At 59.5% G+C, this 19,908-nt stretch carries 20 protein-coding genes; 2 read left to right on the top strand and 18 right to left on the bottom strand.

All coding sequences use genetic code 11. The annotated features are described in order from the left end of the window. Positions 1-68: 68 nt before the first annotated feature. Together AC1965_RS06740 and AC1965_RS06735 are read left to right on the top strand one after the other, a co-directional pair. The gene (locus AC1965_RS06740; RefSeq protein ID WP_483886518.1) at positions 69-1,673 is read left to right on the top strand and encodes a DEAD/DEAH box helicase; all 1,605 of its coding nucleotides are present in this window, start codon (positions 69-71) and stop codon (positions 1,671-1,673) included. Positions 1,674-1,782: 109 nt separating this feature from the next. Beyond that, on the top strand, positions 1,783-2,400 hold the full coding sequence (locus AC1965_RS06735) for a hypothetical protein (RefSeq protein WP_483886517.1): 618 nt from the start codon (positions 1,783-1,785) through the stop codon (positions 2,398-2,400). Between the two features lie 85 nt (positions 2,401-2,485). On the opposite strand, the gene AC1965_RS06730 is transcribed toward AC1965_RS06735, so the two are convergent. The 18 genes from AC1965_RS06730 to nuoF form a co-directional block, all read right to left on the bottom strand. Continuing rightward, the gene (locus tag AC1965_RS06730) at positions 2,486-4,153 is read right to left on the bottom strand and encodes a ribonuclease J (RefSeq protein ID WP_483886516.1); all 1,668 of its coding nucleotides are present in this window, start codon (positions 4,151-4,153) and stop codon (positions 2,486-2,488) included. A 1-nt stretch (position 4,154) separates the two neighbouring features. Continuing rightward, the gene (locus AC1965_RS06725; protein WP_483886515.1) at positions 4,155-4,931 is read right to left on the bottom strand and encodes a type III pantothenate kinase; all 777 of its coding nucleotides are present in this window, start codon (positions 4,929-4,931) and stop codon (positions 4,155-4,157) included. An 18-nt stretch (positions 4,932-4,949) separates the two neighbouring features. Next, positions 4,950-5,684, bottom strand: a complete 735-nt coding sequence (locus AC1965_RS06720; protein WP_483886514.1) for a biotin--[acetyl-CoA-carboxylase] ligase — start codon at positions 5,682-5,684, stop codon at positions 4,950-4,952. Positions 5,685-5,782: 98 nt separating this feature from the next. Next, on the bottom strand, positions 5,783-7,225 hold the full coding sequence (nuoN, locus tag AC1965_RS06715; protein ID WP_483886513.1) for an NADH-quinone oxidoreductase subunit NuoN: 1,443 nt from the start codon (positions 7,223-7,225) through the stop codon (positions 5,783-5,785). Positions 7,226-7,240: 15 nt separating this feature from the next. Then, positions 7,241-8,803: an NADH-quinone oxidoreductase subunit M gene (locus AC1965_RS06710; protein ID WP_483886998.1), complete on the bottom strand. Its 1,563-nt coding sequence runs from the start codon at positions 8,801-8,803 to the stop codon at positions 7,241-7,243. Then, positions 8,803-10,905: an NADH-quinone oxidoreductase subunit L gene (gene nuoL / locus AC1965_RS06705; protein ID WP_483886512.1), complete on the bottom strand. Its 2,103-nt coding sequence runs from the start codon at positions 10,903-10,905 to the stop codon at positions 8,803-8,805. Before nuoL ends, AC1965_RS06710 begins: the two co-directional genes overlap by 1 nt. A gap of 4 nt (positions 10,906-10,909) precedes the next feature. Then, a complete protein-coding gene (gene nuoK / locus AC1965_RS06700; RefSeq protein ID WP_008553673.1) occupies positions 10,910-11,215 on the bottom strand; it encodes an NADH-quinone oxidoreductase subunit NuoK in 306 nt (101 codons plus the stop codon). Positions 11,216-11,447: 232 nt separating this feature from the next. Then, complete coding sequence (locus AC1965_RS06695; protein WP_483886511.1) at positions 11,448-12,050, bottom strand: NADH-quinone oxidoreductase subunit J; 603 nt, start codon at positions 12,048-12,050, stop codon at positions 11,448-11,450. Beyond that, on the bottom strand, positions 12,047-12,463 hold the full coding sequence (locus tag AC1965_RS06690; RefSeq protein WP_483886510.1) for a carboxymuconolactone decarboxylase family protein: 417 nt from the start codon (positions 12,461-12,463) through the stop codon (positions 12,047-12,049). The genes AC1965_RS06695 and AC1965_RS06690 overlap by 4 nt, the downstream gene beginning before the upstream one ends. Further along, on the bottom strand, positions 12,460-12,954 hold the full coding sequence (gene nuoI / locus AC1965_RS06685) for an NADH-quinone oxidoreductase subunit NuoI (protein ID WP_483886509.1): 495 nt from the start codon (positions 12,952-12,954) through the stop codon (positions 12,460-12,462). The genes AC1965_RS06690 and nuoI overlap by 4 nt, the downstream gene beginning before the upstream one ends. A gap of 1 nt (position 12,955) precedes the next feature. Continuing rightward, the gene (nuoH, locus tag AC1965_RS06680) at positions 12,956-13,996 is read right to left on the bottom strand and encodes an NADH-quinone oxidoreductase subunit NuoH (protein WP_483886508.1); all 1,041 of its coding nucleotides are present in this window, start codon (positions 13,994-13,996) and stop codon (positions 12,956-12,958) included. Between the two features lie 6 nt (positions 13,997-14,002). Beyond that, a complete protein-coding gene (locus tag AC1965_RS06675; protein ID WP_483886507.1) occupies positions 14,003-14,377 on the bottom strand; it encodes a hypothetical protein in 375 nt (124 codons plus the stop codon). A gap of 5 nt (positions 14,378-14,382) precedes the next feature. Further along, complete coding sequence (gene nuoG, locus AC1965_RS06670; protein WP_483886506.1) at positions 14,383-16,398, bottom strand: NADH-quinone oxidoreductase subunit NuoG; 2,016 nt, start codon at positions 16,396-16,398, stop codon at positions 14,383-14,385. 3 nt (positions 16,399-16,401) lie between these two features. Then, positions 16,402-16,812 carry a DUF5333 domain-containing protein gene (locus AC1965_RS06665; protein WP_483886505.1) on the bottom strand — a complete coding sequence of 137 codons (411 nt, stop codon included), beginning with the start codon at positions 16,810-16,812 and terminating at the stop codon, positions 16,402-16,404. A gap of 132 nt (positions 16,813-16,944) precedes the next feature. Next, positions 16,945-17,271: a hypothetical protein gene (locus AC1965_RS06660; RefSeq protein WP_483886504.1), complete on the bottom strand. Its 327-nt coding sequence runs from the start codon at positions 17,269-17,271 to the stop codon at positions 16,945-16,947. A 159-nt stretch (positions 17,272-17,430) separates the two neighbouring features. Next, positions 17,431-18,150, bottom strand: coding sequence for a class I SAM-dependent methyltransferase (locus AC1965_RS06655; RefSeq protein ID WP_483886997.1), 720 nt, complete (start codon positions 18,148-18,150; stop codon positions 17,431-17,433). After that, positions 18,150-18,566: an MAPEG family protein gene (locus AC1965_RS06650; protein WP_483886503.1), complete on the bottom strand. Its 417-nt coding sequence runs from the start codon at positions 18,564-18,566 to the stop codon at positions 18,150-18,152. Before AC1965_RS06650 ends, AC1965_RS06655 begins: the two co-directional genes overlap by 1 nt. A 41-nt stretch (positions 18,567-18,607) precedes the next feature. Next, positions 18,608-19,903: an NADH-quinone oxidoreductase subunit NuoF gene (gene nuoF, locus AC1965_RS06645; RefSeq protein ID WP_483886502.1), complete on the bottom strand. Its 1,296-nt coding sequence runs from the start codon at positions 19,901-19,903 to the stop codon at positions 18,608-18,610. Positions 19,904-19,908 lie beyond the last annotated feature (5 nt).

Genomic DNA, 19,908 nt, shown 5'->3' with positions numbered 1-19,908 from the left:
TTGGGCCATGCGGGCCGGCATGTATTGTTGCCGCGGGCCAAGTCAGTGTCCGCTCAAACCGGACGCACATGACAAAATTTATCGATCTAAACCTGAATCCCAAGGTCCTCAAAGCTATTGAAGAGGCCGGGTATACATCCCCCACGCCAATCCAGGCAGGTGCCATTCCCCCCGCCCTTCAGGGCCGCGATGTTCTGGGAATCGCCCAGACGGGCACCGGCAAGACCGCCAGCTTTGTGCTGCCCATGATCACGCTTTTGGCGCGTGGCCGGGCGCGCGCGCGCATGCCGCGGTCGCTGGTGCTGTGCCCGACACGTGAATTGGCCGCACAGGTCGCCGAAAACTTTGACACCTATGCCAAACACCTGAAACTGACCAAGGCGCTGCTGATCGGCGGCGTGTCGTTCAAGGAACAGGACAAGCTGATCGACAAGGGCGTTGACGTTCTAATCGCCACGCCGGGCCGTCTGCTTGACCATTTTGAACGCGGCAAGCTGATCCTGTCTGACGTCAAGGTCATGGTGGTGGACGAGGCCGACCGTATGCTCGATATGGGGTTCATCCCCGACATCGAACGCATCTTTGGCCTCACGCCCTTTACCCGCCAGACGTTGTTCTTTTCGGCCACCATGGCGCCCGAGATTGAACGGATTACCAATACATTCCTCAGCAACCCTGAGCGGATCGAGGTCGCCCGTCAGGCGACCACTGGCGAAAACATCACCCAAGGCGTGGTGATGTTCAAGGCCGGGCGCAAGGACCGCGAAGCGACGGAAAAGCGTCAGGTTCTGCGGATGCTGATCGACGCCGAAGGCGACAAATGCACCAACGCCATCATCTTTTGCAACCGCAAGATGGATGTCGATACCGTTGCCAAGTCGTTGAAAAAATACGGTTATGACGCCGCCCCGATCCACGGTGATCTGGAGCAAAGCCAGCGCACCCGCACGCTGGACGGTTTCCGCAATGGCGATCTGCGCTTTCTTGTGGCCTCTGATGTGGCCGCGCGCGGGCTCGACGTGCCATCGGTCAGCCATGTGTTCAACTTTGACGTGCCCAGCCATGCCGAAGACTATGTGCACCGCATCGGCCGCACCGGCCGCGCCGGGCGTGATGGCAAGGCGATCATGATCTGCGTGCCGCGCGACGAAAAGAACCTCGAAGATGTGGAACGTCTGGTGCAACGCCCGATCCCACGTTTGGACAATCCGCTGGGCGGCAAGGCCGACACGCCTGCCCCCGCGCCGACTGCGTCCAAGCCTAAAGACGCGGCGCCCGCCGCTGATAGACAGGCTGACGAAAGCGAAAAGCCCAAGCGCAGCCGGTCGCGCAGCCGCAAGCCGGCAACGCCCAAGGCTGAAGTCGTGACGGCCGAACGCGTGCAGCAGGACACACCCGCCGCAGCGGCACCCGAGGCGACACCGGCCCCCGAAGCCAAAGCCGCCCCCGCGCCGCGTGATGACAACAACCAATCGCCGCGCAACAGCAACCGCAACGACGGCAAGGCCAATAGCAGTAGTAACCGCAACGACAGCACGGCCAATAGCAATAGCAGGTCGAACAACAGCTCGTCCCGCAGCCGCAACAACAATGACAAAGGTGGCAACCGCGTCGTGGGCTTGGGCGATCACACGCCCGACTTCATCGGTTTAAGCTTTAAAGAACGCGACTAAGCCCCCACGGGCCAATCTATGCCGATCCAAAGCCGCCAGTCACATTGTGATTGGCGGCTTTTTCACGCGCGGGATAGACCGGGGGATGTCATATAAACCCGGGTGTTACATGTTGCGAAATCTTCTGGTGCCGCTTTTCATTATCCTTGCCACACAGGCCAGCGCCGACCGCTGTCGCGCTGTGGTTAACGGCAGCGATGTCGTGATCGAGGCAGAAAACTTTTCCAACTTCCGCGATCAGGTTGGCCGCCGTGAAAGGCTGCTGAACTGGCCGTCGCGCAAGTGGAACAGTGCATGGGGCACCCCACCCGCGTGTAACAGCGGCGTCTTGTTTGACTATCTTGCTACCACCGTCCCGGACGATCAGATCGACGGCTATTGCCTGACCAACACCCGCGACGACGGCTATTTCCTAATCCCCGGCACGCGGAATTTTAGGGGCAGTTGCCGAAGGACATTCTGTGAACGGGTGAACACAACCAAGCAGGAAACAGTGAATATCACCAAAAGCATTGCGCAAACCGCGATGCAGCCCGAAAACCTGCGCGCGGTGGCGCATAAGTCAGGGGCGATGATCTTGACCGGCGGGGCCAGCGCGCTGAGCGCGAATTTGGCCGCGACAGGCGGCACCGTCGTTACGGCGCTATCAACCCCCGCCGCGCTTGCGGCAACAGGGGTCAGCGTGGTCGCCGTGGGCGGCGCCGTTTACATGTGCAGTGGGAAATAACCCATTCTCGGAGGTTATAAAATAACGCACATCCCTTAACGTCTAGCGTTAAGGGATGCCGTTAATTCCGACAGTGCAATTTGCGTCAGCTGAGACGGCTGACGACCACTGTCACTTCGGGCTTTTTACCGATTTCATTATAACCGGACTGGCGCGCGACGCGTTTAAGCCCATCGTTAAGCTTGTCATCGTCACGCAGGGTCTTGGCGCCGGCGCGGTTCAACCACTGGCTCAGGTCTTCTTCCAGTACATCGGCCAGCGGCGCGCCGGATTTGCCATTCTCTGGCAGACCCATGATATCCACCCAAGGGTCGCCCAACGGCTCGTCATCGGCGTCCATGATCACGGTCACGGTCACATGGCCGTTCAATGCCATGCGGATACGATCACGCACCACACCATCAAGCGCACCTACCTGTACGGAGCCGTCGAGGTACATGCGCCCGCTGTCGACATATTCGACGATCTTGGGCGTGTTGCCGGACAGATCAATCATCATGCCGTTCACGGCCAGCACACCTTTGATGCCCTTGGCATCGGCGATCTTGACGTGTTCGCGCAGGTGGCGGTGTTCGCCGTGCATCGGGATCAGAATCTGCGGCTTTACGACGTCGTGCAGCTCTTCCAGATCGGGGCGGTTGGCGTGGCCCGACACGTGGTACAGGCCGGACGAATCGTCGACAACATCCACACCCTTTTCAGAGAACTGGTTGATGATCTTGATCACGCCACGCTCGTTGCCGGGGATGGTCTTGGAGGAAAAGAGGAACAGGTCGCCCTCTTTCATCTCGATCCCCTGAAATTTGCCGTTGGCCAGCTGTGCCGACGCTGCCCGGCGTTCGCCTTGCGACCCCGTTACCAGCAGCATCAGGTTTTCGCGGGGAATGCCGCGGGCCTCTTCGGGGCTGACGCGGGTCGGAAAATCTTTCATCACGCCGCTTTCCAGCGCCGCTTCGACCATGCGGTTCATCGACCGGCCCAGCAGGACAATCGACCGCCCTGCCCGGTCACCTGCCACCGCCAGCGTTTTCACACGCGCAACGTTGGAAGCGAATGTCGTGGCGACAACCATACCGTCGTGGGCGCTCACCAGCTTTTCGATCTCGGGGCCAACGCTGGCCTCGGACCGGCCGGGCAGTGGCGAGAACACATTGGTTAAATCGCAGACCAGCGCCTTAATGCCGTCCTTGCAGACCTCGGCCCACAGCGCGTCGTCAAAGGCTTCGCCGACGCCCGGTGTGCGGTCGATCTTGAAGTCGCCAGAGTGGATCACGCGGCCCGCCGGGCTGTCGATTATCATCGCAGACGATTCAGGGATAGAGTGCGAGATTGGCATAAAGCCAAGGGTAAACGGCCCCGCTGTAATCTGCTCGGGCCAGGCGCCCACAACCGTCACGGCGTCTTCGGGATGGCCATGTTCGGCCATCTTGCGCCGCGCGATGTTGGCAGTAAATTTGCGCGCATAGACCGGCGCCTTGAGAGCGCCGTAGGAATGCGCAATCGCTCCGACGTGGTCCTCATGTGCGTGCGTGATGAAAATCGCGTCAATCCGGTCGCGGCGGTCTTTTAGCCATGTGATGTCGGGCAGGATCAGGTCCACACCCGGTGTCGTGTCCATATCAGGAAACGCCACGCCGATATCGACGACGATCAGCCGTTCCTTACCGGGCTTACCGTAGCCATAGACATAGGCATTCATGCCAATTTCACCCGCCCCACCGAGGGGCAGATAGATCAATCGTTCGCTGCTCATATTATTCAGCTTTGTCCTTGTTATATTTGTAAATCACGGTCAGGCCGTGCATTGTCAGGTCATCTTGATATTCATCGAACAGGTCCACGGCCTGTTGAAACAGCGGCGCAAGGCCACCTGTGGCGATCACGCGCATCTCTTTGCCGCGCTCCGCCTTTATCCGTGCACATATCTCACGAACGAGCCCGACATAACCCCAAAAGACGCCCGATTGCATGCAGGCCACAGTATTGGTGCCGATAACCGCCTGTGGCTTGGCGATATCGACATGCGGCAGGGCGGCGGCGGCATGGTGCAGGGCCTCAAGGCTCAGGTTCACGCCCGGTGCGATCACGCCGCCGATATAGGCGCCATCGTCGCTGACCACATCAAACGTGGTGGCGGTGCCAAAATCCACCACGATCAGATCACCGCCAAACAGATCGAACCCCGCCACGGTATTGACCAGACGGTCCGGCCCCACGGCAGTGCCCGCATCAACGCGCACATCCACCGGCAGCGCGCATTCGGGTTTGCCCACCACAAAGGGCCGGGTGTTGAAATAACGGTCTGCCAGCACACGCAGGTTGAACACCACCCGCGGCACGGTAGAGCTGATGATCATATCGGTGATCTCGGCATCAATGTTTTGCAGCCGCATCAGCGTGCTGAGCCAGACGTAATACTGGTCCGCCGTGCGCTGCCATTCAGTCGACGTGCGCCAAGTGGCGACAAACTCACTGCCGTCCCAGATCGAAAACACCGTGTTGGTATTGCCGCAATCAACCGCCAAAAGCATGATCGCCCTCCTTGCTCGTCAGAAAAACACATCTGCCGCGGTGACAGGTTCCAGCCCCTTGGCGGTGCGCAGGATCAGACTACCAGACGCGTCCACATCCTCAAACACGCCACTGATCTCGTCGCGCATCGTGCGTGCGGTGATCACCTCGCCCAGACGTGCGGCATGGGCCAGCCAAGCGGTGCGGATCGGGGCAAAACCATAGGTCACGAATTGGTCTTCAAGCTTGGCATATTCGGCTGCGAGCACATTCAGGAAATCTTCTGGCGCAAGCGCGATTCCGGTGGCCGATTGCAGGGTCACCGCCGGCAATGCCCCCGGCTCTAGTGCGCTGGCATCAGGGGCCTGGGCCAAGTTGACGCCGATCCCTATTGCCAGATGATCGCCCACGCTTTCCAGCAGTATCCCCGCAACCTTGCCACCTTTCAGCAACACGTCATTGGGCCACTTCAGGGCAAAATGATCCGCCCGTCCCGTCACCGCGACAAAACTGCGCAACAACGCCAGTGACGTCACAAAGGACCGCAATGCCGCCACCCCCGGTGCCTCGCGTCGCGGCATCATCAATGTGGCTGCAAAATTCCCGCGCGGCGTGGCCCAGGCCCGCCCGCGCCGCCCGCGTGCTGCGGTCTGTTCCAGCGCCAGAAACCAAGTCGGGCCCGCCAGATCGGACTGCACCCGCGCCGCCTCTGACAGGGTGGAATCCAACACGTCATAGACGCGCCGGTCGTACCCGGCTGGCCACCCCATCATGGTTTCTTCACTTTGCCAAATATACTCAATCCCCCGGCCTGTGGCATGAGATGCCACCTGCGGGCGCCGCCTGTCGGCCGCACCGCGCATGCCAAACCTTAGTTTACCAGCGCCGCCGCCGCAGCAGCCGCCACGCCTTCAACGCCGAACATATTGGCGATGCCCACGACCATCACAACCGCAGCGCCCACCAGGAACACGCCCAGGATACCACCGCGCTGGGTGTCGAGCGTGTCAGACCGTTCTTCGCCAAAATACATGTAGAACACGATCCGCAAGTAGTAATAGGCACCAATAACGGACGCGACCACGCCCGCCACGGCCAGCCAGGCCATGTCGGCCTCATAGGCCGCGCGCAACACGTAGAATTTGCCGAAAAAGCCCAGCATCGGCGGGACGCCCGCCAGGCTGAACAACAGCACCAGCATCGCCAGCGCCCGACCGGGGTGATGTTTGGAATACATGTTCAGCGTGGCAATATCGGTGACCGGCGCGCCGTCTTTCTGCATCAGCAGGATAAAGGCAAATGTACCGACGTTCATCGTGACATAGATCGCCATATAGACCAGCATCGCCTGCACACCAAAGGCAGTGCCGGCAGCCAGACCCATCAGGGCATAGCCCATATGCGCAATCGACGAAAACGCCATCAGCCGCTTGATGTTGGTCTGCCCGATCGCCGCAATCGCGCCAAGGAACATGGACAGCACCGACAGCAGGGCGACGATCTGGCTCCAGTCGGCAACGGCATTGCCAAAGGCGTCGTGCATGACACGGGCAAACAGCCCCATCGCCGCCATCTTGGGCGCGGTGGCAAAAAAGGCCGTGATGGGTGTCGGCGCGCCCTCGTAGACGTCCGGCGTCCACATGTGGAACGGCACGGCCGAGACCTTGAACGCCAGGCCCGAGATCAGGAACACCAGTCCCAACAGCAACCCGATGGAGGTGCCACCCGATTGCGCCGTGGTGATGATCCCCGAAAACAGCGTGGTCCCGGCATAACCATAGATCAGCGACGCGCCATACAGCAGCAGGCCCGAGCTGAGCGCGCCCAGCACGAAATACTTCAGCCCGGCCTCGGTTGATTTCACCGAATCCCGGCGCAGCGCGGCAATCACATAAAGCGCCAGCGATTGCAGTTCCAAACCCATGTAGAGCGCCATCAGATCGCCCGCACTGACCATCATCATCATACCGACGACCGACAGGGCCACCAGAATGGGATATTCAAACCGCAGCAGCCCGCGCGCTTTCATATAGCTTTCAGACATCACCAGAACCGCGGCCGCAGAGAGCAGGATCACGACCTTGGCAAAACGGGCAAACCCGTCTTCGATGAACATGCCGCCAAAGGCGCGGTGCGTGCCTTCGCCGGTCAGGCCGATCCATGCGCCAAGCAGTGCCATGACAACCGCCATGGACCACACCAGCAGCCCAGCGGCCCCATCCTTTTTGGTATAGACCGCACCCAAAAGCCCCAGCATGGCGAAAATCGCCAGCACAATCTCGGGCAGGATGATGTTCAGATCAGCGGATATCATGCGCCACGGTCCTTCTTAATGCGATGCGTCGGCGGTCTGTAGGGCGGCGCCTGCCGCCTCCAGCGCCATATCGTAATTGTCAACGAGGGCTGCCACTGACGGCCCGATCATATCGAGCACCAGCGCCGGGTAGACACCCAGCAGCAGTGTCATCACCACCAGCGGTGCAAATATCCAGCGTTCGCGTGCGGTCATGTCGGTAATGGATCTCAGGCTTTCCTTGATCAGATCGCCCATCACCACGCGGCGATAGAGCCACAGCGCATAGCCCGCCGAAAAGATCACGCCCGTGGTCGCCACTGCCGCCACCCAGGTGTTGACCTGAAAGACAGCCATCAGCGTCAGGAATTCACCGACAAAGCCCGAGGTCCCAGGCAGGCCGACGTTGGCCATGGTGAACAGCATGAAAATCAGCGCATAGGCCGGCATCCGGTTTACCAACCCGCCATAGGCGTCGATCTCGCGGGTATGCATGCGGTCATAGATCACGCCAACACACAAGAAAAGTGCACCCGAGATAAAGCCGTGGCTGATCATCTGGAAAATCGCCCCGTCGATGCCCTGCTGATTGGCGGCAAAGATGCCCATGGTCACAAAACCCATGTGCGCAACCGACGAATAGGCAATCAGCTTTTTCATGTCTTCCTGTACCAGCGCCACCAGCGAGGTATAGACAATCGCAATTGCCGACATCCACAGGATCAGCGGTGCCATCACATCGGCCCCCACCGGGAACATCGGCAGGCTGAACCGCAGGAAGCCGTAGCCGCCCATTTTCAACAGGATCGCCGCCAGCACAACGGAACCCGCAGTCGGGGCCTGAACGTGGGCATCGGGCAGCCATGTGTGCACCGGCCACATCGGCATCTTGACCGCAAAGCTGGCAAAGAAGGCGATGAACATCAGCGTCTGCATCCCGCCGACAATCTGAATGCCCAGCACGTCAAAGTTCTCGGAGCCAAAGTTATGGGTCAGCAGACTGATCTCGCATCCGCCGATACAGGTTGTGCCCGCTTCGGTGAACATCGCCACCATGGCGACCAGCATCAGCACGGAGCCGAGGAAGGTATAGAGGAAGAACTTGAAGCTGGCATAGATACGCTCTTTGCCGCCCCAAATGCCGATGATCAGGAACATCGGGATCAACCCGGCCTCGAAGAACAGATAGAACAGCACCAGATCGAGCGCCATGAACACGCCCAGCATCAGCGTTTCCAGCAGCAGGAAGGCGATCATGTATTCCTTGATACGGTGCTCGACATTCCAGCTGGCCGCGATGACCAGCGGCATCATGAAGGTCGTCAGCATCACAAACAGGATCGAAATGCCATCGACGCCCAACCGGTACTTCAGGCCCAGCAGCCAATTGGCCTCGTCCAGAAACTGAAACCCTGTGTTGTTGGGGTCGAAATCAAACAGAATGAACAGCGAAATCAGGAAGGTCACCGATGTGGTGATCAGCGCCAGCCATTTGGCATTGCGCCCGGCGGCGGCATCGTCGCCCCGCAGGAACACGGCAAGGATCAGCGCCGCAAAGGCGGGCATGAAGGTGATGATGGAGAGCAAGTGGTGGTCCATTAGTTTGCCCCCCCGCTCATCGTCATCCACGTCACCAGAACCGCGATGCCGATCACCATGGCAAAGGCATAGGTAAAGATATAACCCGACTGCGCCTTGCCCGCGAGGCGGGTCAGAAAGGGCACAATCCCCATAGCAACGCCATTCAGCGTGCCGTCAATCACATTGCCATCGCCACGTTTCCACAGGAAACGCCCGATCGCTTTGGCGGGACGCACAAAAATCACGTCGTAAACCTCATCGAAGTACCATTTATTTTTCAGGAACAGGTAAAGCGGCTGTTGGTTGGCCGCCAGACGTGCAGGCAGGCTTGGGTTCCAGATGTAGAACCACATCGCCATCACAAAGCCAAAGAGCATGGCAACAAAAGGTGCCACCTTGACCCAGACCGGGGCAGCATGAGCCGCGTCCAGCACGTGATTGTCATCGCCAAAGTACAACGCCCCTTCGCCCGGAGCCCCGCCAAAGCCTGCGTTGTGTTCACCCGCCTCTGCCGCGTGGTCGTCGCCGGCAGCCGTGTCATGGCTGGTTTCGGCACCTTGCACATGGGTCGCGCCCTCGCCTGCCATTTCGGCCATCGGAATATCGTAGAAATCGGCAATTTCATCGGCATGGCCGAAAAAGCTGCCGTACCAGACCATCCCGGCAAAAACCGACCCAATCGCCAGAACACCCAGCGGGATCAGCATGGTCATCGGGCTTTCGTGCGCGTGCTCATGGGTGTGTTTGTCGCCCCGTGCCGTGCCGTAGAACGTCAGGAACATCAAACGCCAGCTGTAGAAACTGGTCATCGCAGCGGCAATCACCAGCAACCAGAACCCATACATGGACCCACCGCCCCAGGCGGATTCGATAATCGCGTCCTTGGACAGGAACCCGGCAAAACCGATATGTGTCAGCGGAATGCCGACACCGGTGATCGCCAGCGTGCCGATCATCATCGCGGCAAAGGTATAGGGGATCTTTTTGCGCAGACCGCCATAGTTGGTCATGTCCTGCTCGTGGTGCATCGCGTGGATGACCGACCCGGCCCCAAGGAACAGCATCGCCTTGAAGAACGCGTGCGTGAACAGGTGGAACATCGCCGCCGAATACATGCCGACGCCCGCCGCCACGAACATATAGCCCAGCTGCGACATGGTCGAATAGGCGATGACACGTTTGATGTCAGTCTGCACCAGGCCGATGGTTGCGGCGACAAAGGCCGTGGTGGCACCGATAACGGTGACAAAGGTCATCGCCTCTGGGGCAAATTCCATCAGCGGCGACATGCGGCAAACCAGGAACACGCCCGCCGTCACCATCGTCGCGGCGTGGATCAGCGCCGACACCGGCGTCGGGCCCTCCATCGCGTCGGGCAACCAGGTGTGCAGGAACAACTGCGCCGATTTACCCATCGCACCGATAAACAGCAGAACCGCGATCAGGTTTGCGGCATTCCAGTCGTTCCACAGGAAGGTCACCGATTGCTGCGCCAGATCAGGTGCTGCGGCAAAAATATCATCGAACCGGATCGAATCCGTCAACATATACAGCCCAAAGATACCCAGCAGGAACGCAAAGTCCCCGACCCGGTTGACGACAAAGGCCTTGATCGCGGCTGCATTGGCGCTTGGCTTGCGGAAGTAAAAGCCGATCAGCAGGTAAGACGCGACGCCAACCCCTTCCCAGCCAAAGAACATCTGGATCAGGTTGTCCGCCGTCACCAGCATCAACATCGCAAAGGTAAAGAAGGACAGATAGGCAAAGAACCGTGGGCGATAGCTTTCGTCGTCGCGGAAATTCGCATCGTGCGCCATGTACCCAAAGGAATAGAGGTGTACGAGGCTCGATACCGTGGTGATCACGATCAGCATGATCGCGGTCAAGCGGTCCAGACGAATGGCCCAGTCGGTGCTCAGCGTCCCGGATTCGATGAACCGCAGGATCTGTATCTGCTCGGTTGGGCCGTCGAAGGTGAGGAATACCACCCAAGACAGGAACGCCGCCAGAAACAGCAGCCCCGTGGCCACCCATTGCGCGGCCTTTTCGCCGGTGATCTTATAGCCAAACCCGCAAAGGATGGCCCCGATCAGCGGGGCAAACAGGATCGTGGTTTCCATTGCCTCAGCCCTTCATCACGTTAACATCTTCCACCGCGATCGTGCCGCGGTTGCGGAAGAAACAGACCAGAATGGCCAGCCCGATGGCGGCCTCAGCAGCGGCGACGGTCAGCACGAACAGCGTAAACACCTGCCCCACCAGATCGCCCAGAAAGCTGGAGAACGCCACAAGGTTGATGTTCACCGCCAGCAGCATCAATTCGATGCTCATCAGCAGGATGATCACGTTCTTGCGGTTCAGGAAAAGCCCGAAGATGCCAATGACAAACAGCGTCGCCGCCACTGTCAGGTAATGTTCCAGTCCGATCATGTCGTCCCTTACGTTCCGCCCGTTGATGGGCTTTTGGTCGTTGTCTTTCCCGGCTGCCACCGGGATCGTTTGGGGCGTGTTACCCCATAATGTTATAGCCGCCAAAGACGACGATCAGCACCACTACAAGCACCACAATTGTTGTTCTCGACATATCGTTGTCCCTCTTTCATTTCGCCAACCCGTTTTCTTTTAAAGAACACGGTCCGGGATTTTCAAAAAATCCCGATGCCTACAGCCCCTGCCCCGATTTCACATCCCGCAGTTCCATCGCCAGTTTCGGGTCACGCATCATCTGCGCCACCACGTCCTGACGTTTCACATCCTTGCGGTGGCGCAGCGTCAGTACGATCGCCCCGATCATCGCCACCAGCAGGATCAGACCTGCCAATTGGAACAGCAGGAAATACTGATCATAAAGGATCAGCCCCAGCGCCTCGGTGTTGAATTTCGTCGGGTCGGTCACATTGCTGCGCAGCCCCTCGGCCGCCGCGTTTTGTTCCCATGCGCCAAAGGCCATGATGAACTGCATCAGGATCACCAAGGCGATCAGCAGCGCCAGCGGCATATAGCGCGCCATTTCGGCCTTCAGCTCGGCAAAGTCGACGTCGAGCATCATCACCACAAACAGGAACAACACGGCCACCGCGCCGACATAGACGATCACCAGCAGCATCGCGACAAATTCCGCACCCAGCAGCACAAACAGCCCCGCCGCCGACAGAAACGACAGGATCAGCCACAGCACCGAATGCACCGGGTTGCGGCTTATCACGGTGAACAGCCCGCCGGTGATCACGCTGATCGCAAACAGGTAAAATGCAAAGACCGTCATGCCCCGTCTTCCTTCTTGGTATCTGATTTTTCATCCAGAACCGCCTGCGCCAGTTCCAGCGCGCGGGTCATCGCCGGAATGCCGGCAAACACCGACATCTGGCCAATAGTTTCAACGATATGCTGTTTGGTGGCACCGGCCTCCAGCGCGTGGCGCACGGTCTGGCGCAGCGCCACATCGTTCTGCGCGCCCTGCATGGTCAGCCCCGCCAGCGTTAGCAACAGCCGCGTGCGCGCATCCAAGCCGCCCGCGTTCAGCTTGTCGCCAAACATCATGTCCATCATGTCTTTGGGCATGGTGCCCATCATCGCCTCAAACCCCTTGGGCGAAAAGGCATCCATCGCCGGAAAGGCCTTGGCCATTTCCTGCGCCTGCTTCAGCATCGCCTCAAAAGGGTTGGTGGGATCACTCATCGGTAGGGTGCATCCATTTCCAGATTGCGCGCGATCTCGGCTTCCCAGCGTTCGCCGTTGTCCAAAAGCTTGGTCTTGTCGTAATACAGCTCTTCGCGGGTTTCGGTCGAGAATTCGAAATTCGGGCCTTCGACGATAGCATCCACCGGACAGGCTTCCTGACAGAAGCCGCAGTAGATGCATTTGGTCATGTCGATGTCATAACGCGTCGTGCGGCGGCTGCCATCCTCGCGCGCTTCGGCATCGATTGTGATGGCCTGCGCGGGGCAAATCGCCTCGCACAGTTTACATGCAATGCACCGCTCTTCGCCATTGGGATAGCGACGCAGCGCGTGTTCACCACGGAAACGAGGGCTGAGCGGCCCCTTTTCGTGCGGGTAGTTGATGGTGGATTTTGGCGCAAAGAAATAGCGCATCCCCAGCATGAACGCCTTGGCGTAATCTGCCAGCAGAAAGTATTTCGCGGCGCGGGTGTAATCCATCTGTGCCATATCAGCCCCCTACGGTCCAACGGGCATAGATGCCCCAGAACCAGTCAAACTTTGCAGCGAACGCCACGAACACAACCCAGAACAGCGAGAACGGCAGGAACACTTTCCACCCCAGACGCATCAGCTGGTCATAGCGGTAGCGCGGCGTGATCGCCTTCACCATGGAGAACATGAAGAAGACCATCAGCATCTTGATGAACATCCAGAAGAAGCCATCGGGCAGGAACGGCACCGGCGACAGCCATCCGCCAAAGAACATCAGCGACACCAGCGCGCACATCAACACCACAGCGACCAGTTCGCCGATCATGAACAGCAGGAACGGCGTGGAGGAGTATTCAACCTGATAGCCCGCCACCAGTTCCGATTCCGCTTCGGGAAGGTCGAATGGTGGGCGGTTTGTTTCGGCCAGCGCCGAGATGAAAAACAAGATCAGCATCGGGAAATGCGGCAGGAAATACCAGTTCAGCAGACCCCAGTCGCCGTCCTGCGCCGCCACGATCGACGAAAAGTTCATCGACCCGGTCGACAGGATCACACCAATGATGATCAGACCGATCGACACTTCGTAGGAAATCATCTGCGCGGCAGACCGCAGCGAGCCAAGGAAAGGGTATTTCGAATTCGACGCCCACCCGCCCATGATCACGCCGTAAACCTCGAGCGAGGAGACAGCGAAGACATAGAGGATCGCCACGTTGATGTCTGACAGGATCCAGCCTTCGTTAAAGGGGATCACCGCCCAGGCCACCATTGCCATGACAAAGGAAATCATCGGCGCGAGGAAAAACACCGGCCGGTCGGCACCCGCAGGGACCACCACTTCCTTGACGATGTATTTCAGGAAATCCGCAAAGGATTGCAGCAGCCCAAAGACGCCGACCACGTTTGGCCCGCGCCGCATCATTACCGCCGCCCAGATTTTGCGGTCCGCGTACATCAGGAATGCCAGCGCCAGCAAAAGCGGCACCACCAGCAGCAGAACCTGCCCGATGGTCAGCAGGGCAATGCCCAGCCCGGTGTTGTAAAAGAAATCAGCCATACGTCCTCACACCGTCGGAATGCCGCGTTCCGTGCATTCAAACACGGTTACTTCGGCATCAATTGTCTTCAAGCCTCGTGGCAGGCTCGGCGAGATTGTGTAAACAGCATCTGCCCGCCATATGCCACCCTCTTGGCTCACATTTGTCCGCACATGACGTGCAAAACCGTAGCCCCGGATCAGCGTATATTGCGCAGCCGCACATTCGGCATAATCCTCGACATCGCGCGTCGACAGGGCCTTGGTCATCGCCACGTTGAATTGCACCAGATCGCCGTCCAGCAAAACGGTCTCTACGCCCTTGTAATCAGGGATAAAATCCTCTGCCGTTGGCACCTGCGGCTCGCAAGCGGCCAACAATACAAGGGCAAGAACCGCCATTGATCTCACTCTGCCGCCAAAGGCTTTGCGCGGCGTGCTGCGGCACCTGCCGACAGTTCCGCCATCAACTGGCTGGCGCGTGCAATCGGGTTGGACAGATAGAAATCCTTGACCGCTGGCACGAACGCCGCCTTGCCCAGCTTGGCTTTGGGCACGGCCTGCCACGCGTTTTCCGGCACAACGTCTGTCTTGCCCAGATGCGGCACCTCTTTTACCAGCGCACGGCGCAGGGCCGCGAGGGAATCGTATGCCAGCGCGGCACCTGTCTCCGCGCTCAGCGCGCGCAGGATCGCCCAGTTTTCCTTGGCCTGACCGGGCGCAAAGCTGGCGCGCTGTGCAATCTGCGGCCGCCCTTCGGTGTTCACGAACAGCCCCGCTTCTTCGGTATAGGCGGCACCGGGCAGGATGATATCGGCACGATGCGCGCCGCGGTCCCCATGGCTGCCCTGATAAATCACAAACGGCCCCTCGGCGATGTCGACCTCATCGGCACCAAGGTTATAGATCACATCCGCAGCGCCCACATCATCCATACCGTTTGGCGCAACCGCGCCGATATCCATCGCACCCACACGGCTGGCGGCAGTGTGCAGGATCATCAGCTTACTCTTGGTTTTCTCGGCCAGCTCCATCGCGGCAGCCAACACCGCGGCGCCATCGGCCTCGCGCAGCGCGCCCTGCCCGACGATCACCACGGATGGCGCATCCAGCACCTCGTCGAAATCCTTGTTCAGCAGTTTGTCGAGTGCGGCACGGTCGTCGCCCAGATGGTAATGGTCATAGGTCAGATCAGACGGCTGGCCGATCACACCGATATCAGCGCCCTTGCTCCAGGCCTTGCGAATCCGTGCGTTCAGCACCGGCGCTTCGACCGCCGGGTTGGTGCCGATCAGTTGGATCATCTTGGCGTTGTCGATGTCTTCGATCGTGGCGGTGCCGACATAACCCGATCGGTTGCCCGCAGGCAGCTTCGCGCCATCGGTGCGACATTCCACAACGCCGCCCAGACCTTCGATCATCTGCTTTAGTGCAAATGCCGCTTCGACGGGGGCCAAATCACCGACAATCCCGGCAACTTTCTTGCCCTTCATCGCGGCCGCAGCAGCGGCCAGCGCCTCGGGCCAGTCCGCCGGGCGCAGTTTGCCGTTTTCACGGATGTAAGGCGTATCGAGCCGCTGACGGCGCAGACCGTCCCACACGAAACGCGTTTTGTCCGAAATCCATTCCTCGTTCACGCCATCGTGGTTGCGCGGCAGGAATCGCATGACTTCGCGGCCTTTGGTGTCGACACGGATGTTCGACCCCAGCGCGTCCATCACATCAATGCTTTCGGTCTTGGTCAATTCCCATGGCCGCGCGGTAAAGGCGTAAGGTTTGGAGACCAGCGCGCCAACCGGGCACAGATCAATGATGTTACCCGACAGGTTGCTGTCGATCACCGCGCCCAGATAGGTCGTGATCTCGGCGTCTTCGCCCCTGCCAGTCTGCCCCATCACGTGCTGGCCCGCCACCTCTGTGGTGAAACGCACGCAGCGCGTACAGGAAATGCAGCGCGTCATATGGGTTTCGATCAACGGGCCGATGTCCAGATCTTCCGTGGCACGCTTGGGTTCGCGGTAGCGGCTAAAGTCGACGCCATAGGCCATCGCCTGATCCTGCAAATCACATTCGCCACCCTGATCGCAGATCGGGCAGTCCAGAGGGTGATTGATCAGCAGGAATTCCATCACGCCCTCGCGGGCCTTTTTGACCATGGGCGAATTGGTTTTCACCACCGGCGGCTGGCCTTCGGGGCCGGGGCGCAGATCGCGCACCTGCATGGCACAGCTTGCCGCCGGTTTCGGTGGGCCGCCCACGACCTCCACAAGACACATCCGGCAGTTGCCGGCAATCGACAGCCGTTCATGGTAGCAGAAACGCGGCACTTCCACGCCCACCTGCTCGCAAGCCTGAATGAGCGTCATCGCCCCCTCGACTTCGATTTCCTTGCCGTCAATGATGATCTTGCGGATATCGCTCATAGTTCACTTTGCCTTCAGTAACGAACCGATCCGGCTCGATTTTTGAATCTCGTCGCGCCCAAGCGCACAATAGCTTTGCGGGTCCGAAGTATCGACCCCCTTTGCCTTGAAAAACGCCGCTCCGCGCTTTTTCATGCGCGCTTTTTCGGTGTCGCTGTCGATGTAGGCGTCAACCTCGGCATCGGAATAGCCCAGATCGTTCGCCTTTGCCTTCAGATCCCACGCCATCTTCACCGCCCGCAACATGCGCGCGTTGATGTCGGGACAGTTTTTGCGGATGATATCGGCCACGCCCATGTCCAGCAGCGCATCATCAATCGCCGCGACCTCGCGCAGCGGCGGTTTGGCGGCGGCACTTGTCGCGGCGGCGGTCAGCAGGCTCAGCCCCATCAGGGCGATCATCATCTTGCGCATCTCAATTCTCCTTCATGCGATTGGGCATGCGCTCGTGCGCACTGGCCCACCCGTCAGATGGAGTTTCCGGGGCATGATATGCAATATCACCCCCCTTTTGCGTGCTAAACACGCGATATGTCGCGCAGTTTTTCACTGCGGGCATGTGCCTTGAAAGGTCAACGCGCCATCGACCAGCCGCAGCTGTTCGGGCGGGGTGTCGGGGCCGACGGTCCAGACGATATCGGAACTGCCATAGGTGCCGACGCAGTATTTCGTCGCCTCGTAACGTGCCGCGGCACGGGCACCGTCAATCGACTGGGCCGCGTCTTTTACCGTCACCTGAAACACGTCGATCTGACGGTCGACCTTGCTGACCTTCACGCGGAAATATTTGCCATCAAAGGCAATCCGGTCGCTCTTGTTGCCGCAGCCGGCCAGCAGCCCCGCCGCCAGCAAGATGGAAATCGCATATTTCATAATATCACTCCGCAGCGGGCGGGGTGCAGATGGTGCAGCACCCCCCTGTCGCCTGTTTCAGATAGCACGCGCCAAAGGCAAATTCGCTATCGCCATTGTCGCGCAAATGGTCAAGCCTTGCCTGTGGCGCATCCCGGTTTGACCAGCAGGTGCCCGGCATCATGCTGCCCCCCGGCGATAGGACTTTTCCTTGACCGCGCGCATGACAAACCCCTGATTGGGGCCTTTTGGCACAATTGCCTTGGCCATGGTGCCAAACAACGGGCGGTCTACCTCGGCGCAGAATTGGCACACCGCGCGCGTCACCCCAGGCCAGGTGCCATAGTCATCGGCCAGCAATATCCCGTCATCCGCCAACAGGGGCCAGTAGTTGCGCAGATCGGCAAGGCAGCTTTCGTATTCATGGCTGGCGTCGATATGGATCAGATCGGCCTTGACCCCCAGCCGCGCCAGCGCATAGGCCGCCGAATTGCCATCCATCGGCAGTGGCACGATCCGGCCCTGCATTCCTGTGTCATGCACATTGGCCAGAAAGGTCTGATACAACGTCGGATAACCATCTTTTGGCAACAATTCGGCACGCCGCCCCGGCGTGGACAGATGTGCCGATGACCCTAGAAACGTATCAATCGCCAGCACCTCGCCGTCGATGCCCTGCGCCTGCATCAAACCGGCCATGTGGATCGCCGACATGCCCTTCCAGACACCCAGTTCAATCACCAGTTTTGGCTGAGTGGCCGCGATCACCGTTTCAAAGAAACCATGCCGCGAATTCCAGCCCTGTTTATCGACCCGCGCAGGGTCGTGCACATAGGTATCAAAAGGGTTTTCAAGCGCCAGCTTGGCCCTGATCCCAGTCTGCACGGCCCCGTCTTGCATCACAAAACAGCCACAACCGCCATCACCCCAAGGATCAGACAGCACGCCCAGCCAAAGGTGTAGATCGCGGTGCGTGGGCCCATGTTTTCACGACCGATGCCTTTGATATGCACAAAGGCGACCGCAATGCGGCTGAGCAGGAACAGCGACGCCAGCAGGTTCACCCAGAATGGGCTGGCACCGGCCAGAATTGCGGCGACGGTCACGGCGGTGAACATACCGCACATTTCCATCGCGTTAAGATAGGCGCGGCTTAGGCGATAGCTGGCATTGGCGTAGTCCGCCGCAGGCAAATCGCCTGCCGTCACCCCATCCGCAGATTTGCGCGCCGCCGAGATCGGGCTGAGCAACAAGGCAATGATGGCGAACAATGCCAAAGACATGATCGCATGGCCGTAGTCAGAAAACTGTTCCATATCGGAACCCCCTCGCATTGAACCAGACGAAACGCCGGTCCTTATTCCGCCGCCACCGCGCTGACACGACCCGTGCGCTTGTGCTTGATCCGGTCCTCGATCTCGTCGCGGAAATGCCGGATCAGGCCCTGAATTGGCCAGGCCGCCGCATCCCCAAGCGCACAGATCGTGTGGCCCTCGACCTGTTTGGTCACATCGAGCAGCATGTCGATCTCTTCGGGCTCCGCGTCGCCTGTCACCAGACGGTCCATCACCCGCATCATCCAGCCCGTGCCTTCACGGCAAGGCGTACACTGGCCACAGCTTTCGTGTTTATAGAACTTGGCCAGACGCCAGATCGCCTTGATCACATCGGTGGAATTGTCCATCACGATCACCGCCGCCGTGCCAAGGCCCGAGCGCTGTTCGCGCAGGTAATCGAAATCCATGATCGCATCGCGCATCTGCGCGCCGGGGATCATCGGCACCGATGACCCGCCGGGGATCACGGCCTTAAGATTGTCCCAGCCGCCGCGAATACCGCCGCAATGGGTTTCGATCAGCTCCTCGAACGAAATACTCATCGCCTCTTCGACAACGCAGGGGTTGTTGACATGGCCCGAGATCGCAAACAGCTTGGTGCCTGCGTTGTTGGCGCGGCCAAAACCGGCAAACCATTCCGGCCCCCGGCGCAAGATCGTCGGCACCACAGCGATAGATTCGACGTTGTTCACCGTGGTCGGACAGCCATAAAGCCCGGCACCCGCAGGGAACGGCGGCTTCATACGCGGCATGCCTTTCTTGCCCTCAAGGCTTTCCAGCAGCGCGGTTTCCTCGCCGCAGATATAGGCGCCCGCACCGTGGGCCACGTAGATGTCAAAATCCCAGCCCGATTTGCAGGCATTCTTGCCCACCAGACCGGCGTCATAAGCCTCGTCGATCGCGGCCTGAAGGGCTTCGCGCTCGCGGATGTATTCACCCCGGATGTAGATATAGCAGGCATGCGCATTCATCGCGAAAGACGCGATCAGACAGCCTTCGATCAACGTGTGCGGATCGTGGCGCATGATCTCGCGGTCTTTGCAGGTGCCCGGCTCGGATTCGTCGGCATTGACCACCAGATAGGATGGGCGACCATCGCTTTCCTTGGGCATGAACGACCATTTCAAGCCGGTCGGAAAGCCCGCGCCACCCCGGCCCCGCAGGCCGGATGCTTTCATCTGGTCCACGATCCAATCGCGGCCCTTCTGAATGATACCCGCCGTGCCATCCCAATGGCCCCGCGCCTGCGCGCCTTTCAGGGTGCGGTCATGCATACCGTAAATGTTGGTAAAAATGCGGTCTTTGTCCTGAAGCATGATGC

This window comes from Sulfitobacter sp. KMM 9851 (genome assembly GCF_057178245.1).
This window is presented reverse-complemented; position numbering and strand designations above follow the sequence as displayed.